This is a genomic window from Undibacterium sp. GW821-FHT11H02 (genome assembly GCF_058808015.1).
Window position 1 is genome coordinate 25,352 of record NZ_JBXARG010000012.1, and the last position, 16,044, is coordinate 41,395.

Consider the following 16,044-nt stretch of genomic DNA (forward strand, 5'->3'; position numbering starts at 1 on the left):
ATAACGTACAGTCGAACTGCGCAGTGTTTCGACCGTATCGAGGCGTAAATTAAGCATAGCAGTTATTTAAACAGCTAATAAATGCTATGAAATACAAACAAGGATCTAGTCTGCACAAACGTCAAATTTGCGACTAATAGCATGAGACGGCGCTGAACCTACTTAGTCATGAACACATCTTTCAATTTGCCGATTGACGAAGTAATTGCATCGACTGATTCCTGAATTGGAGGTTTATCACCGTGTTTACCATCTAAAGTTTTCGACGCATTTTCAGCAAATGCATCTAGCGCCTTAGAAATCAAAGACTTCAATAAAACCTGATCTTCCTGCTGCAATTCTTCAATCTGTTTTTTGAAACTCTGATACGACTTAGCAATTGTCTCTTTGTGGGCGTACTCTTGCTGAAGACGCTGTGCTTCACTTCGACGTTTCGATGAAAATGCAGCCAACCAAACTGCTACCCCGATTAATGGCAACTTCCATCCAAGTGAGCTAGCAAATTCACCAAGGGTTTCATAGCGTACGAAGACCCATCCTGATGCGTCAATCTTTGCCACCATTGCCCAAAACCCGATCCCAATTATCGAAGTTAGGGATAAGTAGAACATTACTGTAAAACCTATGATTGAATTATTAAATGACCTTCTCATGTCGTAGAACGCCGTAGCTAAGCCAACACTCGTAGCGCCGGGAACCAATTCTTCAATCTCCTTAAATTGTGCGCCGAACTTCAACTTTTGTTCATCATAAAATTTGTCAAGCTGCGCGATGCGCTGATCAATTTCACCGCGCAAGCCATATTTCGTCTTTTCATCGCTCGAATTTTCATTGCCAAAGACTTTCAAATAAAGCTCTTCTAAATCCTTCCGCTCTTGCGAAATCGATTCAACATATTTCAAGGCCTTTTCTCGTTCAGCCTGAATTGATGCGAGTGAGTCAAGAATCCTTTTCCTTAATGAATTGTTGGATTCATCGCCCACTAATGCTTCATGGTAAAACTGTGTAATGTTATTCTTTTCTTCTTCGACAATTCTGACGAATTCCTGAATTTTGTATTTAATGCCTTCTTTATCAACCTCGTTTGCGAAGAGTTCACGCTCGTAAGCGTTTATACTAATCTTCGCTGTAGTAACCTCCTCTTCAATTCGCATCACAGAGGTCCTTTTACTTCTTAACTCTGTCAACAACTCACGACCGCTCGTACGATATGATTCGGCATATTCATTGACAGTAGTGTGGTATGCCTCAAGCGCATCTTTCAATGATTTGACTGCATCGGCAGGATTACTTACAACCCAGGGTCTAACGTAGGTTAATAAGTTATCTGCGTTTGCATTTGCATGTTGTAGATACTTAATGTTTCTATTTTGCTGATATTCACGAATTTGCTGAAGGCAGCTCGACAATTGCCCTTGGAAGTTATCCCAAGTACCTATTGGAACTAAGTCGGTATCTAGGGCATTCAATAATCCTTCAATGTACTTAATCACTTTCCTTAATCGAGCCAATTCTTCAACGGAAGTTAAAATTGATTCGTCGTCAATTTTCAATTCTGTAAGTAGCTTTAACAGCGTTTTCCATTCTGGTTGAAAAGAATGTTTTGTAAATGCATCGCTCCATCTAGACATTTATAGTCTCCTCATCATTTTGAAGTTGAATTTCGCCAGAAAGTAGCTTGGGGAGTAGGTTATCTCGTGCATTTGAAAGGCTCAAACTTTCAGAATTTAAATTCTCAATAATCGAATATGACGGCCTTACTATTTCGGAAAAATACAGTCGTGAAGCTTTGCTTGCGCAGACAAATTTCCAATTCGCGATCGCATCCTTATCACCTCGTGGCATTTTCGCGCCTTTCGACGTACGCATCATGAATTCGAAAAACTCGTCTTGATAAAGTAAGTTGTACAGAAATTCTTCACATCCTTTTTCTTTCGCGACAAAACCAAGTACATCGTTTGATCGACCACCATCAAATCGTGCAAGCCAGATTTTCTTAAAATAAGGTCGGATGTTGGAAATTAGAATGTGATTAGGTGAAAAGCTAGGCACCGTCGGTACCGATGGTAAGGATGTTGCAGCAGTTACTCCACCACGATTCTCAAGCATATTTTCGGTCGAGATATAGTTGCTGACGTTCAGTTTTGAGACTTCGATTTTGCCGTTCGCATATTGCGCGATGTCGGATAGAGATTTCACCTCCCACCCCTTCGGCACATCCCCCAACTCCGAATCCACCAAAGCATCTGGGAATAGGGCTGCGGTGGTTTTTAGGTTTTGTTGGGTTTCTGGTGGTAACTGGACTAGTTGGTCTGGGGTTTTGCCGCTGATGGCGCACATGGCGGCGCGTTCGATTTCTTCTGGCGTTGCGCCCACTTCTTTGGCGGCTATCTTGGCGCGTGTGGGTTCGAAATCGACAAACCAGCTTTTGAATAGGGCTTGTGCGATTTGTTCTAGGGTTTGGTTGGTTTTGTGGTTGAGTTCGATTTTTTTATCAAGGCTCTCTAACTTATCTGCAATCGTTTTTTGAACTGCAAGAGGCGGCTTTACTACCTCTAAACCTTCAATCATCCCTTTTGTGAGTGCATTTCTTGTAGCTCCGACAGCAGCGATGCCAAGCAGGAATGCTTGCATTTTTGGTGAGGACAGTTGGTAACATAAATATCTAGAATCGAAATCTCTTTCATCAGGACGAATAATCGCGACATGTTGGTTCACTCGCGCGGGCAAGTATTTCTTCTTCGCTAAGCAAACTCTTGCTACAGAATCGCCTGTAATGTTTAGTAAGACATCATTAGCCTCAACGATAACGTTTTTTAACTTATTGGCTGCATCTGCGCTTATGAAAACTAATCCATCACTTTTGAATCCACTGTTGTGGATGTTCTGACTGCGAATTAAGCATATCTCACCTTCGTCCGTATATACATTACTCCCGCCGGATGGGGTCGCGCCACTACCAATTTTTGTGCAATGTTCACCAAGTCGAACGAGCGTCCAATCAGAACTCATAACCCAACCCCGCCAAGTTCTTCTTAATCTCCGCTTCCAATCGATCACTCTCTTCAAACTGCGTTTTCAATTGCGCAGTCAAACGCGCCATCTTGTCGGCAAAAGCTTCGCCATCATCCGCCACATCTTCTGCACCAACATAGCGCCCCGGTGTTAGCACGTAGTCGTGTTTTTGTATGTCGGCTAGATTCGCGCTAGAACAAAAACCTTTTTGATCTTCGTAATCTTTCCCCGTTTGCCATGCGTGAAACACGTCGCAAATCTTATTCAGATCATCTTGCGTGAAGTCGCGCAACACGCGGTCTTTCATGTAGCCGAGATTGCGCGCATCGATGAACAGTACTTTGTTTCTGCGGTCGATTAATTGACGGCCACTTGCCGCCGTGCGGGCGTTTTTGTTTTTGGTGAGGAACCAGATACAAGCAGGGATTTGGGTGTTGGTGAAGAGTTGCCCCGGTAGTGCGACCATGCATTCGATTAAATCGTTGTCGATTAAGGCTTTGCGGATATCGCCTTCGCCGCTGGTGTTGGAACTCATGGAGCCGTTTGCCAGCAACAGACCGAGGCTGCCGTTGGGTGCCAAGTGATACAGCATGTGTTGCAACCATGCGAAGTTGGCATTGCCGGAAGGTGGCTTGCCATAGACCCAGCGCGGGTCGTTGTCATCGACACCGGTGTCCCATTCTTTCATATTGAAGGGCGGGTTCGCCATCACAAAGTCGGCGCGTAGATCGGGGTGTTGGTCGTTGGTGTAGGTGTTGGCGGGCTCTTTGCCGAAATTAAAATCAATACCACGGATCGCCATGTTCATGGCGGCGAGTTGCCATGTGGTGTGGTTGTATTCTTGGCCGTAAATAGAGACGTCACCGATCTTGCCTTTGTGGGCGGTGATGAATTGTTCCGACTGCACAAAGAAACCACCTGAACCCATGGCAGGGTCATACACGCGGCCTTTGTAGGGTTCTAACATTTGCACGATCAAACTCACGATGGCTTTAGGCGTGTAAAACTGGCCGCCTTTTTTGCCTTCGGCTAAGGCGAATTGGCCGAGAAAATATTCGTAGACGTGGCCGAGGATATCTTTGCTTGATAGCGATTCGTGTTTGAACGGAATGGTGGAAATTAAGTCGATCAATTCACCCAGTTTGGCTTGGTCGATTTGCAATTGCGTGTAGCGTTTGTTGAGGACGCCTTTGAGCTTGGGATTGTCGATTTCAATCGCGTCCAAGGCGTAATCGATGAGATGCCCGACGGAGCTGATTTTGATGTTTTTGATTTCGCCTTTACTTTGCACTGGCAGCTCTGCACCACCGATGACGACTTTGTTATTGTCACGCAAAAATTGCCAACGCGCGACGGGCGGCACCCAGAAGGTATTGGTTTCGAGATAGTAGTCGCGGCCTTCGAGTTCGCTGGCGATGTCGGCTTGGTAGTCGGCGTCGTCATCAAAATCGGCAGGGTCGATGAAGTAATCGTTGTCGGGATTGGTGAATTGCGCCTTGAGCTCGTCACGACGAATATCAAAGGCATCGGACACATATTTCAAAAACACCAGCCCCAACATGACGTGCTTGTATTGCGAGGCATCGAGCGAGGGCAGAAGTTTGTTGGCGCTGGTCCAGAGTTTTTTCTCTAGATTGTTGAGGAATTCTTGTTCGTTTTGATCGGTCATGGATTCTTTGAGTTCTTATGAAAACACGCATTGATGGCTAATGCAATTCCGCTAAGCTCAAAACATTGAGACGTCATCCCTGCGTAGGCAGGGATCCAGCGTCTTTAGGCTTTTACGCCACTGGATTCCCGCCTTCGCGGGAATGACGAGACATTAGGCAAGAGCTTGACTGAACTGCATTACGCATTGAAGGCAATACGTGTTTGGTGAATAGCGAGTATTTTGGATAACACAAGCGCGCTAGTCTAACTCAGCGATAGGGGAATGTGGGAGTAGGATGGAAGCAGAAAACAAAAAAGCCCTGTTATTGCTAACAGGGCTTTGTGTTCTGGTGGTGATAGGTGGATTTGAACCACCGACCCCAGCATTATGAGTGCTGTGCTCTAACCAACTGAGCTATATCACCAAGAAGCCCAAGATTATGCCAGTGGATGTGCAGTGCGTCAAGAATTAATCTGAATTGCTGATGTGGTGTCTGGAAAATTCATTAACGTCGCTTAAGTTCTATTAATTTGTTCCGAACGATGCGCGGGCATGCTGCAATACTTGTTCACTAACCTTGTCTTGTGTGCAATCTACGATTAGCCTTTCAGGAATGGAGCGACACCAAGTAAGTTGGCGTTTGGCTAGTTGTCTGGTGGCGATGATGCCGCGTTCGCGCATTTCCTGGTAGTCGATGCTGCCATCTAAATAATCCCAAGCTTGGCGATAGCCTACGCAGCGTATGGATGGTAAATCGGCATTCAAATCAGATCTGAGTTTGAGTTGGCGTACCTCGTCAATGAAGCCTTGTTCTAACATGATGTCGAAGCGTTTGGCGATGCGCTCGTGTAGGAAGCTGCGGTCGCTTGGTTCCAATGAAATCGGTAATAGGTCGAATGGCGCTGCAGCTCTTGGCTGCTGTGCGATGAGTGACGACATTGCTTGTCCTGTCAGTTGGTAGATTTCTAATGCGCGTTGTATGCGTTGGCTATCGTTGGGCTGTAAGCGCGCAGCGGTGATGGGATCGACTTGCGCCAGTCGTGCGTGTAAGCCAGGTGCGCCTATCTCTGCCATGTCGGCGTCGAGTTGGGCGCGGATGGTGGGATCAGCTGGGGGTAGGTCGTCGATGCCGTTGATCAGGGCTTTGTAATACATCATGGTGCCGCCAACCAAAATCGGGAGTTTGCCTCGCCCTTGAATTTCTTTTACTAGGCGCGCACTGTCGTTCAAAAATTGCGCGACGGAATAGGATTCACTCGGGTCAATAATATCTATCAGGTGATGCGGCGCAGCGGCTAACTCTTCTGCATTCGGTTTTGCTGTCCCAATATTCATCTCGCGATAGACGAGCGCTGAATCGACAGAAATGATTTCAGCAGGGACTTCACGCGCGATCGCCAGCGCTGCTGCGGTTTTGCCGGAAGCAGTCGGACCCATGATGGCGATGATTTTTTGTTGTGGCATATTATTAAATTAAAAGCTTAGAACCTCTCAACACAGAGGCACAGAGACACGGAGAAAGGCAAGAGTTTTTTATCAGAAGAACCAAAGAAGCATAGTGGATTCGTTGAATTCTTTTTAGGTTTCTCAGTGCCTCTGTGTCTCTGTGTTGAGGGGTTTTGATTTCGGTCTACTGCCCCCGCATAAACATCCTATCCAGATCATTCAATCCCATTTGTACCCAAGTCGGTCGACCATGATTACATTGGTCGGCTCGCTCAGTTTGTTCCATCTGGCGCAGCAGGGCGTTCATCTCGACTAATGTTAGACTGCGATTGGCACGTACTGCAGTGTGGCAGGCGAGGGTGCCTAGTAATTCATTACGTCGGTCGATTAGTACGCGTGAGCCGCCAAATTCTCTGACTTCGCGTAAGACGTCGCGAGCCAATGATTGTGCATCGGCATTTTTTAGTAAGGCCGGTACGGCACGGACTGCCAGGGTTGTTGGTGAAATCGCGGCGATATCAAAACCCAGTGACTTCAAGATATCTTGATTTTCTTCTGCGGTCGCGACTTCGATGCCGTCGGCGTGGAAAGTCATGGGAATCAATAAAGACTGCACAGGCATGGCGTTTTCATCCAAGGCATTTTTGAGCTGTTCATACAAAATGCGCTCGTGCGCTGCATGCATATCGACTAGGACCAAACCTTTGCTGTTTTGCGCCAGCACATAAATGCCATGTAACTGGGCGAGGGCAAAGCCGAGCGGATGGTCGTCGCTGGGTAAATTGGAGTCACCTGCTTGTGCCGCTTTGCTGCCAAAAAATGCGCCGTAACTCTCGGCCGATTGAGCGACTCCTGCACCCTGCGCACGTTGTTGCATGAAGCTGTAATCGTAGCTGCCGCTGTTGCCAGCATTGCCACCGTAGCTGCCACTTTGGTTCAGATCACTATCCTTGATGGCAAAAGCGGGCGAAGCAAATTGCGCTGAAAAGCTGGTTTGCTCGCCCCCTATCCACGGCAGCCGTCCTTTATTACTTTCGGTTTCGCCTATGCCCGCTGTGGCTGGTGCTGGCACAGTACCAAAAGCCGTCGCTGAAGTTTGCGCTAATGCGCGATTCACCGCATGAAAGACGAACTGATGCACGGCGCGGCTGTCGCGGAAACGTACTTCAATCTTGGAGGGATGGACATTGACGTCAACCAAAGCCGGATCGAGGTCTAATGCGATGACGTAGGAGGGGTAGCGATCGCCATGCAAAACATCTTGATAGGCAGCACGTACCGCATGCGTCAATAATTTATCGCGTACAAAGCGACCATTGACGTAAAAATATTGCGCATCAGCGCGGCCTTTAGAGGCCGTCGGTAGGCCAATGAAACCATGCAAACGCAAAGGTCCTGCGCATTCGTCGATCGGTAAGCGAGCATTGGCAAAGCCATCACCCAAAATCGTCGCGCTACGTTTGTCGATAGCACTGACATTCCAATGATCGACGGTCTTGCCGTTGTGCGATAAAGAAAACGACACATCAGGTCGTGCTAATGCAATACGACGCACGACTTCGGCGCAATGCCCAAATTCCGTTTGTTCCGATTTTAAAAATTTACGGCGAGCTGGCGTGTTGTAATACAAATCTTGCACATCGACCGTGGTGCCTTGCGCGCCGGATGCGGGGGTGATCTTGCCGCTTTCGATTTGCCAGGCATGTGGTGCTTCAGCCGTACGTGTCGTTAGCGTCAGAATCGCCACCGATGAAATCGAAGCCAAGGCCTCGCCACGGAAGCCTAATGTGGCAACGTTTTCTAATTCTTCTAGCGAGGTAATTTTGGATGTTGCGTGGCGTTGTACCGCAAGTGGCAATTGGTCGGCGGGGATGCCTCTGCCATTGTCGATAATGGCGATACGTTTCACGCCACCTTCCTCCAGCCTCACAGTAATATGAGTCGCGCCAGCATCTAATGCATTTTCGAGTAATTCTTTTACTACGGCGGACGGGCGTTCAACTACTTCGCCTGCGGCAATTTGAGAAATTAAATGATCGGGTAGCGCCTGAATTGGGCGGGGAGATAAGGATGTCGTCATGCTGTCATTATAACTGTGTTCGCATAGTGTATGATGACGCCGCGAGCGTCTGGCTAGCGAATTAAAAATAGAATTTGCCCTCAAAGAAAGTGGAGCATTATGGATTTTATGCAGTTTTTAGATATGGTGTTGCATGTCGATAAGATGGGGCAACTGATTGAACAATATGGCACATTGATTTACGTGGTGCTGTTTGCCATCATATTTTGTGAGACCGCCTTTGTTGTTTTTCCGTTTTTGCCTGGTGATTCTTTGCTGTTTATCGCGGGAACTTTCTGTGCCGCTGGTGCGATGGACCCCTGGTTTCTGATTGCGATTCTGTTATTCGCCTCTATCTCTGGTAACTCGATTAATTATTGGATAGGAAGCACCATAGGCCATCGAGTGATGGCCGGTAATTCGCGCTGGATTGATAAAGGCGCGCTGGAAAAGACGCATGCTTTCTATGAAAAACATGGTGGCAAAACGATCGTATTAGCGCGTTTCACGCCTATCGTGCGTACTTTCGCACCGTTCGTTGCAGGCTTCTCTGACATGAGTCATCGCAATTTTCAGTTTTACAACGTGCTTGGCGCCATCTTATGGATAGTGTCTTTGATATTGGCAGGATTCTATTTTGGTCACATTCCTTTGATCAAAAATAATCTCTCCATCATTGTGATGATAGGCGTCGGTGCCGCAATCGTGCCGATTATTCTAGGTTTGGTGTGGAAATTTGGACGTAAGCTTTTGCTTAAGAAATCGTCTTAAATTGTCCTTCATTTAGCCTCTCATCTTCATGCAAGCCTCTGGCAACGATAATCAAGTTATTTGGTTACAAGCAGAGGCGCCTGCTAAACCTACTACGGGACAAACGTGCAATGGCTGTGGCGTTTGTTGCGCCGCCGATCCTTGTCCTGTAGCGCGGGTCTTTCTATGGCAGTGGCGCGGCGCTTGTCGCGCTTTAGAATGGCATCCCGACATAGTGCAATATCGCTGCGGTATGTTGTTGCGTCCGGCGCATTACCTGTTTTTGCTTCCGCGTTTTCTTGAAACACGCTTTCAATCTTGGATACGGCGTTGGATTGCGGCGGGCGTAGCTTGCGATTCAGATGCGCATATAGAGTAGCTGCTGAGAACAAGTAATATTTGCTTGATAATTTGCTTCTAAATACTCGTGCAGCATAAGTAAAGCGTTTTAAAAGATTGGAAACGCAGGCTTGAGTTCTATAGAATGCCTTGATCTTTTGCCGACGTTTATCCAAGCTCGGGCAATCAGCGAATAACATGTAAGGACACCCCTCAGTGATAGAAATCGCTCAGTTAGAAAAAGATTATCAAGTACAAGGGCGCCAAATCAGTGCGCTGCGCAATATCAATCTTGATATCGCCCAAGGTGAAGTATTTGGCATTATTGGCCGTTCCGGTGCAGGCAAAAGTACTTTGCTACGTGCGCTGAATTTACTTGAACGACCAAGCCGCGGCAAGGTGGTGTTTGAAGGTGAGGACATCACACAATTTAATACCAAGCAGTTGCAGGAATTACGTCAGCGTATAGGCATGGTATTTCAACATTTCAATCTATTGAGTGCAAAGACTGTCGCGCAGAATATTGAATTTCCACTCAAGCTGACTGGTAAATATACAGCGCAGCAGCGCGCAGCCCGGGTCGCAGAGTTATTGGATTTGGTCGGCTTGCAAGAGCATGCGGCTAAATATCCGGCGCAATTATCGGGTGGACAAAAACAACGTGTAGGCATCGCTCGCGCTTTGGCTAATTATCCGCATTTACTCTTATGTGATGAAGCGACTTCAGCGCTCGATCCGGAGACTACCCAAGCGATTTTGCGTTTGCTACTCGACATCAATCAAAAGCTAGGTTTGACCATCGTTCTGATCACGCATGAAATGCAAGTGATACGCAGTATCTGTGATCGTGTCGCCGTGATTGATGGTGGCGAGATTGTGGAAACCGGTAATGTGGTCGAAGTATTTCTCCATCCACGTCACGCCGTGACGCAAAGCTTGGTGGCAGAAAACCAGGCTTTGGATTTGAGTTTGTTGCAGGAGTTGTCGCAACGCGGACAAGGCAGTTCGCTCAGTTATTTGCTGCGTCTGACTTATGTAGGTTCTGCGACGCATGAACCTATCTTAAGCCGTATCGCGTCGCAAACCAAGGCTGAGATTACGATCTTGCAAGGGGTGATAGCGCGAATTAAAAATACCCCTTACGGTCAATTAATCGTGGAGCTACTCGGTGAGGAAAATGAAATTGATGCAGTTTTGAAATTACTAGGACAAGCCGATATTCGTGTCGATGTGTTGAATCATTTACTCACGAATTCGCCTGCCTATTCGTCGAATCTATCGTCAAGCCAAGCGCAGGAGAAATAATATGGATTTTTCAGTGATAGATTGGGACGATATTTTACAAGCGACCTTGGATACCTTGACCATGACTGGTGTCTCCTTGGTGTTTACGATCTTGCTTGGTTTGCCTTTGGGTGTTTTATTATTTTTAACAGGTAAAAAACAATTACTGCAACAAGGTGCGCTGTACGCATTACTGTCTTTTGTCGTGAATATGCTGCGCTCAGTGCCGTTTATTATCTTGTTGATTGTCTTGATTCCGTTGACCTTATTTTTGGTTGGCACATCGCTGGGTGTGGCGGGTACGATTCCGCCTCTGGTGATCGGTACCACACCATTTTTTGCGCGCTTGGTAGAAAACGTTTTGCGTGAAGTTGATAAAGGCATCATAGAAGCTTGTCAGGCCATGGGTGCTAAGACCTATCAAATCATTTTGCATGCCTTATTGCCGGAAGCTTTGCCCGGATTATTGGCAGCAACGACAGTAACAACGATTGCACTGGTCTCGTATTCGGCGATGTCGGGTGTGATCGGGGGCGGTGGCTTGGGTGATCTGGCTTTGCGTTTTGGTTACCAGCGGTTTCAGACTGAAGTCATGATTGTGACCGTGGCCATCTTGGTGATTCTGGTTCAACTGTTTCAGTGGTTAGGCGACGCCTTGGTGGCGCGCTTTAGTCGTAAATAATTGTAGAAAAACGATAGCGATCTTATGTCCAAATTTATTCAAATTAAATTCAATCAAAAAAAACGTCAGCTTTTGTCCTTAGCAGGTGCAGGCCTTTTGTTATTGAGTAGTGCAAGTTATGCGCAAGAGACCATTACGATTGCCGCTAATCCAGTTCCCCATGCGGAGATTTTGGAATTTGTGAAACCGCAATTGGCTAAACAAGGTGTGATCTTGAAAATCAAAGTATTTACTGATTATATTCAACCAGGTGTGCAAGTTAACGAGAAACATCTGGATGGTAATTACTATCTGACGCAACCGTATTTGAACGAGTTTAAGAAAAGTCACAAGAATGATATCCAAGTGCCGCTGGTGAAAGTGCATGTAGAACCATTTGCGGGCTATTCGACTAAATACAAAAAACTTAGTGATTTACCGAATGGTGCGACGGTTGCGATTCCGAATGATCCGGCCAATTCTGGACGCGCGCTCATTTTGTTGGCGAAGCAGGGCTTATTGAAGCTCAAAGATATCAATAATATTTCAGCGACTAAAAAAGACATCGTCGAGAATCCTAAAAATTTGAAATTTAAAGAATTAGAAGCGGCCACTCTGCCACGTATTTTGGGACAAGTTGATCTGGCTTTAATTAATACCAATTACGCAATAGAAGCGAAATTGAATCCCTTAAAAGATTCTTTGTTTATAGAAGATGCGAATTCACCTTACGCCAATTTATTGGTTGCTCGTGAGGATAATAAGAATAGTCCGGCCTTCAAAAAACTCGCTGCTGCCTTGAATTCTCCTGAAGTGAAGAAATTCATACAAGAGCGTTATAAAGGTGCGGTGGTGCCAGCGTTTTAGAGATGTTTAATTTGTAGGGCGAGTGCAACCCCATAGGTGCTAAGCAGATGCCCAAAACCACTAAGCACAGGTAAGCAGCATGCTGCGCACGAGAAATTTAGAGAATACACAGAGGAAAATTTTTCTGAGTGAGTTGTGAGAATTTGAGCTATCTCTTGCCTTTCTCGATGTCTCTGTGTCTCTGTGTCTCTGTGTTGAGAGGTTTTGTTGTAGGGCGGGTGAAACCCGCGCCGCCAGTCAACCAAGCACCTAGGCAGCGCGGGTTTCATCCGCCCTACCAATTTCTATGCAATCTTGCCACGAGTCATGGGAGGATTTTTGGCAAAGTATTTTTTGATCCCTTTTACTATCGCCTCCGCTAATTCATCCTGATAGCCCTCATCGGTCAGGCGCGCTTCTTCTTCGGGATTTGAAATGAAGGCCGATTCGATCAAGATGCTAGGGATATCTGGTGCTTTCAGCACGGCAAAGCCAGCTTGTTCGACCGATGCTTTATGCAGGCGATTGACGCCGGCGATTTCTTTCAGAACGACTTTGCCCAGCTTCATACTATCGTTGATCTGTGCCGTCGTGGACAAATCTAGTAAGACTCCCGCCAGATGACGGTCTTGCGATTTGATATTAATACCGCCAATGAGATCAGCATCATTTTCTTTTTTTGCCAACCAGCGTGCAGCGGTCGAGCTTGCACCTTTTTCAGATAAGGCGAAGACTGAGGAACCGCGTGCAGTCGGCTCGACAAAAGCATCAGCATGGATAGATACAAACAAGTCAGCCTGCACGCCGCGTGCTTTACTGACGCGAGTTTGTAGTGGTACAAAATAGTCACCATCGCGGGTTAGCATGACGCGCATATTCGGGACTTGTTCCAGCTTAGATTTAAGTCGTTTGGCAATCGCCAAGACCACATCTTTTTCACGACTGCCAGCTCGGCCTAAAGCACCGGGATCTTCGCCGCCATGACCGGGATCAAGGGCGATGGTGATCATGCGTATTTGTGAGTTGGCGGGACTTGCTTCTTTCCCATCCTTATGGTCTTTGTTTTCTTTTGCTTCGCCAATCAAAGGTTTTTCTGTTTTAGAAGTCACATTGCTGGAAGTCAGGGCAGGCGTATCTTCCTTGTGCCATTCGCCTTTTTCTATCAATGCAGTAATCGGATCAACAGGGTTGGCTGGATATAAGTCAAAGACCAAGCGATGCTGATAATCACCGATAGGTTTGAGCGTAAATACCTGAGGATTGATCTCGGCTTTGAGATCAAACACCATGCGCACGACGTTGGGTCGATTTTGGCCTACCCGCACTTGTTTGATGTAGGGATCATTGGTCTGTATTTTGGCGACCAGCTCTTTGAGCGTCGCATTCAGACTTAAACCTTCAATTTCAACCACCAGTCGATTCGGGTCTTTGACTAGAAAATGCGTGGCTTTTAACTCAGCATCATTTTCTAAAGTGACGCGAGTATAGTCAGCGGCAGGCCACACCCGCACGGCTAAAATTTGCATCGCTTGTGCAGACTGTGGCGCGAAAACTGAGAGCAATAAGCAGCCACCTGCTTTTAAAAACGTACGACGATTTTTGCCTGGTGTGGGCGTCGTCATTGCATTGTCAGGTGATTGTTTAGCTAACTTGGACATCAGAGATTGGGGGCAAAGTGCAACTGGTTCAGGCATGCATTGCCTTTTTCGGAATTTGCCTGTAATTTTACCTCACGACCTACCGCGAGAATATCAATAAACACTTCGAGATCGGCGCGTGGCAACAAGCCCTCTGCTTTTTCTGGCCATTCTACGACGCAGATAGTTTCTGCATTAAATTCGTCACGAAAACCGGCATCGATAAATTCATCGGCACTGATCATGCGATATAGGTCAAAATGCATAAACTTGCATGTAAGGCTTTTTATTTGAACTTGGTAAGGCTCAGCTAGAGTGTAAGTCGGGCTTTTGACATTACCCTGATGCCCGGCAGCATGCAGGATGGCGCGAGTCAAGGCAGTTTTACCAGCACCCAGATCACCGTGTAAATAAATGACTAAGCCAGGTTGTAAGCAAAGCGCCAGGCTTTTACCCAAAGCCTGCGTGGCCGCTTCATCGTGCAGGCTTGTTTTATAATGTTGCATTGGTGATGACCTCGATCAATCTAGGTTCAGCCAGCTTGTTTTTTTATTGTTATGAAAGTTTACAAACTGGCTTGCTAATTGGTTTGATATTTAGCGCGAACCTTACCATAATCCGCCGAAACATTGCAAAAAGCACTGAATCTCAGCTTTTTTAAAGAAATTTTATGAGCGTTCCAGCCCACGATTACACCCAGCTTGCCTTAGAGATAAAGCAGCTCGGCCAGCAAATTGGCTTTGCCGATGTCAGAATTAGTGACGTCGATCTGTCGCGCGTGGCACCTGCTTATCAAGCGTGGATAAATGCTGGTTTTCATGGCGAGATGGCGTATATGGCCTCACATGGCAGTAAACGCTATCAGCCTGATGAATTGGTGCCGGGAACGATCAGAGTCATTACAGCACGCATGGATTATTTGCCGCGTGATACGCCTGAGAATTGGCGTGAACGTGAAAAGACATTTGCACCCGACGCAGCCGTCATTTCAATTTATGCGCGCGGTCGCGATTATCACAAGGTCTTGCGTCAGCGTTTGCAACGACTAGCGGATCTTATTGCTGAGCGTGTGGGTGAATTTGGCTATCGGGTGTTCACCGATTCAGCGCCAGTGATGGAGGTCGCCTTAGCGGAGAAAGCTGGCTTGGGATGGCGTGGCAAACATACATTGCTACTAACTCGTGAAGCCGGGTCCTTGTTTTTTTTGGGCGAAATATTGGTGGATATTCCCTTACCTGTCGATCCACCCACCAGCAATCATTGCGGTCAGTGCAGTTCTTGTATCGATGTTTGTCCAACTCAAGCGATCGTTGCGCCCTACAAGCTTGACGCACGTCGCTGTATTTCATATTTGACGATAGAGCTGCATGGCAGTATTCCAGTTGAGTTACGTCCCTTGATTGGCAATCGCGTCTATGGTTGTGACGATTGTCAGCTGTATTGTCCCTGGAATAAATTTGCCCAAGTCGCGCAAGTCGAGGACTTTGACGTGCGGCATGGCCTGGATTCACGCAGTATGCGGGAACTATTTGCTTGGGATGAAGCAGAGTTCTTACGCAGGATGGAAGGCAGCCCGATTCGTCGTATTGGCCATGAAAAATGGTTGCGCAATTTGGCAGTGGGATTAGGAAATGCCGCGACATCGATGAAAGGTGATGAGGCGATTGTGCAGGCTTTACAAGCGCGTTTGGCGCATCCCTCGGACTTAGTACGTGAGCATGTAGCGTGGGCTTTAGCGCAGCACAGCGTGTAAATTTACTTCAACAGTCCCGCCAGTTCCACCGCAGATTTGATCTGCATTTTATCAAAGATGTTGGCACGATGAACTTCTACCGTGCGCATGCTGATGCCCAATTCATCGGCGATATTCTTGTTCATCTTGCCGACCAAGATCAGTTCTAATACTTCGCGCTCTCGTTGCGATAAGCTATTTAGCCGGGTTTGCACGACGAAAGCCGCGCCTGCCTGTAAGGACATGTGCAAAGCTTCCTGCACTCTGTCCATCAAAGCATTGTCATTAAATGGTTTTTCGACAAAATCAAAAGCGCCGCGCTTTAGACTATCCACTGCCATAGGCACGTCGCCATGTCCGGTCAGGAAGATCACGGGCAAACGTTGCGTCAAGTGCCGGGCACTGAGAATATCGAATAGAGCGGTACCACTGAGTTCAGCCATACGTACGTCGAGTAATAAACAATCACCTTCTTTGGCGAAATGCCAGCCAGATTCCAAATACGCTAAGAATGCTTCACCACTCGCATAAGTTCTGGCAGCAATATTGCGTGATCTGGCTAGCCAGAGCAGGGCATCTCGCAAGACTTCTTCATCATCGACGATGTGTAGCATAGTGTCTCCC

14 protein-coding genes and 1 tRNA gene are annotated in these 16,044 nt (G+C 47.0%); 6 read left to right on the top strand and 9 right to left on the bottom strand.

From position 1 onward, the window contains the following. Positions 1-158: 158 nt before the first annotated feature. The 6 genes from AC1RR2_RS12980 to mutL all read right to left on the bottom strand — a co-directional run bounded on the left by AC1RR2_RS12980 (position 159) and on the right by mutL (position 8,192). Positions 159-1,631, bottom strand: coding sequence for a hypothetical protein (locus AC1RR2_RS12980; RefSeq protein ID WP_493222686.1), 1,473 nt, complete (start codon positions 1,629-1,631; stop codon positions 159-161). Further along, positions 1,624-3,012, bottom strand: a complete 1,389-nt coding sequence (locus AC1RR2_RS12985; protein ID WP_493222687.1) for a restriction endonuclease subunit S — start codon at positions 3,010-3,012, stop codon at positions 1,624-1,626. Before AC1RR2_RS12985 ends, AC1RR2_RS12980 begins: the two co-directional genes overlap by 8 nt. Then, the gene (locus tag AC1RR2_RS12990) at positions 3,002-4,684 is read right to left on the bottom strand and encodes a class I SAM-dependent DNA methyltransferase (RefSeq protein WP_493222688.1); all 1,683 of its coding nucleotides are present in this window, start codon (positions 4,682-4,684) and stop codon (positions 3,002-3,004) included. Before AC1RR2_RS12990 ends, AC1RR2_RS12985 begins: the two co-directional genes overlap by 11 nt. Before the next feature lie 329 nt (positions 4,685-5,013). Next, positions 5,014-5,090: transfer RNA gene (locus AC1RR2_RS12995), tRNA-Met, on the bottom strand. 101 nt (positions 5,091-5,191) lie between these two features. Next, entirely contained in the window at positions 5,192-6,130 is a 939-nt protein-coding gene (miaA, locus tag AC1RR2_RS13000; RefSeq protein WP_493222689.1) for a tRNA (adenosine(37)-N6)-dimethylallyltransferase MiaA, read from the bottom strand. A gap of 166 nt (positions 6,131-6,296) precedes the next feature. Further along, entirely contained in the window at positions 6,297-8,192 is a 1,896-nt protein-coding gene (gene mutL / locus AC1RR2_RS13005) for a DNA mismatch repair endonuclease MutL (RefSeq protein ID WP_493222690.1), read from the bottom strand. A gap of 99 nt (positions 8,193-8,291) precedes the next feature. Between mutL and AC1RR2_RS13010 the strand changes: the two genes are divergently transcribed. The 5 genes from AC1RR2_RS13010 to AC1RR2_RS13030 all read left to right on the top strand — a co-directional run bounded on the left by AC1RR2_RS13010 (position 8,292) and on the right by AC1RR2_RS13030 (position 12,072). Beyond that, on the top strand, positions 8,292-8,942 hold the full coding sequence (locus AC1RR2_RS13010; protein WP_493222691.1) for a VTT domain-containing protein: 651 nt from the start codon (positions 8,292-8,294) through the stop codon (positions 8,940-8,942). 28 nt (positions 8,943-8,970) lie between these two features. Then, positions 8,971-9,300, top strand: a complete 330-nt coding sequence (locus AC1RR2_RS13015) for a hypothetical protein (RefSeq protein WP_493222692.1) — start codon at positions 8,971-8,973, stop codon at positions 9,298-9,300. Positions 9,301-9,476: 176 nt separating this feature from the next. Beyond that, complete coding sequence (locus AC1RR2_RS13020; RefSeq protein WP_493222693.1) at positions 9,477-10,565, top strand: methionine ABC transporter ATP-binding protein; 1,089 nt, start codon at positions 9,477-9,479, stop codon at positions 10,563-10,565. A 1-nt stretch (position 10,566) separates the two neighbouring features. Continuing rightward, positions 10,567-11,226 carry a methionine ABC transporter permease gene (locus AC1RR2_RS13025; RefSeq protein ID WP_493222694.1) on the top strand — a complete coding sequence of 220 codons (660 nt, stop codon included), beginning with the start codon at positions 10,567-10,569 and terminating at the stop codon, positions 11,224-11,226. Between the two features lie 24 nt (positions 11,227-11,250). Then, positions 11,251-12,072, top strand: a complete 822-nt coding sequence (locus tag AC1RR2_RS13030; protein ID WP_493222695.1) for a MetQ/NlpA family ABC transporter substrate-binding protein — start codon at positions 11,251-11,253, stop codon at positions 12,070-12,072. Between the two features lie 284 nt (positions 12,073-12,356). On the opposite strand, the gene AC1RR2_RS13035 is transcribed toward AC1RR2_RS13030, so the two are convergent. Both AC1RR2_RS13035 and tsaE read right to left on the bottom strand, forming a co-directional pair. Then, positions 12,357-13,709 (bottom strand): N-acetylmuramoyl-L-alanine amidase, encoded by a 1,353-nt coding sequence (locus tag AC1RR2_RS13035; RefSeq protein WP_493222696.1) that lies wholly within the window; start codon positions 13,707-13,709, stop codon positions 12,357-12,359. Next, the gene (tsaE, locus tag AC1RR2_RS13040; RefSeq protein ID WP_493222697.1) at positions 13,709-14,194 is read right to left on the bottom strand and encodes a tRNA (adenosine(37)-N6)-threonylcarbamoyltransferase complex ATPase subunit type 1 TsaE; all 486 of its coding nucleotides are present in this window, start codon (positions 14,192-14,194) and stop codon (positions 13,709-13,711) included. Before tsaE ends, AC1RR2_RS13035 begins: the two co-directional genes overlap by 1 nt. 164 nt (positions 14,195-14,358) lie before the next feature. Between tsaE and queG the strand changes: the two genes are divergently transcribed. Further along, the gene (gene queG, locus AC1RR2_RS13045; protein ID WP_493222698.1) at positions 14,359-15,441 is read left to right on the top strand and encodes a tRNA epoxyqueuosine(34) reductase QueG; all 1,083 of its coding nucleotides are present in this window, start codon (positions 14,359-14,361) and stop codon (positions 15,439-15,441) included. A 2-nt stretch (positions 15,442-15,443) separates the two neighbouring features. Here the strand turns inward: queG and AC1RR2_RS13050 are convergent, their stop codons facing one another. Continuing rightward, positions 15,444-16,034 carry a response regulator transcription factor gene (locus AC1RR2_RS13050; RefSeq protein ID WP_493222699.1) on the bottom strand — a complete coding sequence of 197 codons (591 nt, stop codon included), beginning with the start codon at positions 16,032-16,034 and terminating at the stop codon, positions 15,444-15,446. Positions 16,035-16,044: the final 10 nt, after the last annotated feature.